A 570-nucleotide genomic window follows, 5' to 3' on the forward strand; every position below is an offset into this window, starting at 1 on the left:
TCTTGTGTCTTTTTGCCCGGTTTCTGTGGGCCAAGTAGGCGATCGACTAACGCTCTTAGTCGATCGGCTTGTTCGATAATGATGTGGGTGTATTCGGTTAACGATGGATCGGGCAACATTTTTTCCAGCAGCTGCGCCGCACCGCGTAATCCGCCAAGTGGATTTTTGATCTCATGAGCTAAACCGCGCACGAGCAGTTTGGCGGCTTGTTGCTGGGCGTGCTGGTTGAGCTCTTGAGTGAGGCGTCGTTGTTGATCTATTTTGCGCATTTCAACCAACAGCATGAGCTGTCGTTGCCAAGTGATTGGACTTACCGTGACTTCCAGCATTAGCGGACGACCATCGACGACAAACGTCACGTCACTGTCGGTAATGCTTTGGCCACTTTGCAATGGCTGAGTCAGTAAGGCCAAGTCAAACGATGCATGCTGAATCAGTTGAGAAAGCGATTGTTCGACAATGCGCTTAGCGCTTTGCGAAAACAACAGCTCAGCGGCTGGATTGGCATAGCGGATGGCCAATCCATCATCAAGAATCAGTGTTGCTGTGACCATGTTGTTGAGTATGGCA

Annotated in this window: 1 protein-coding gene; it reads right to left on the minus strand. The window is 50.4% G+C overall.

The window, feature by feature from the left end:
• On the minus strand, positions 1-570 hold a 570-nt coding region (glnL, locus tag R8O11_RS30020; protein ID WP_318195235.1), incomplete at both ends, for a nitrogen regulation protein NR(II).

It is taken from the genome of Vibrio sp. 1288, from assembly GCF_033344475.1.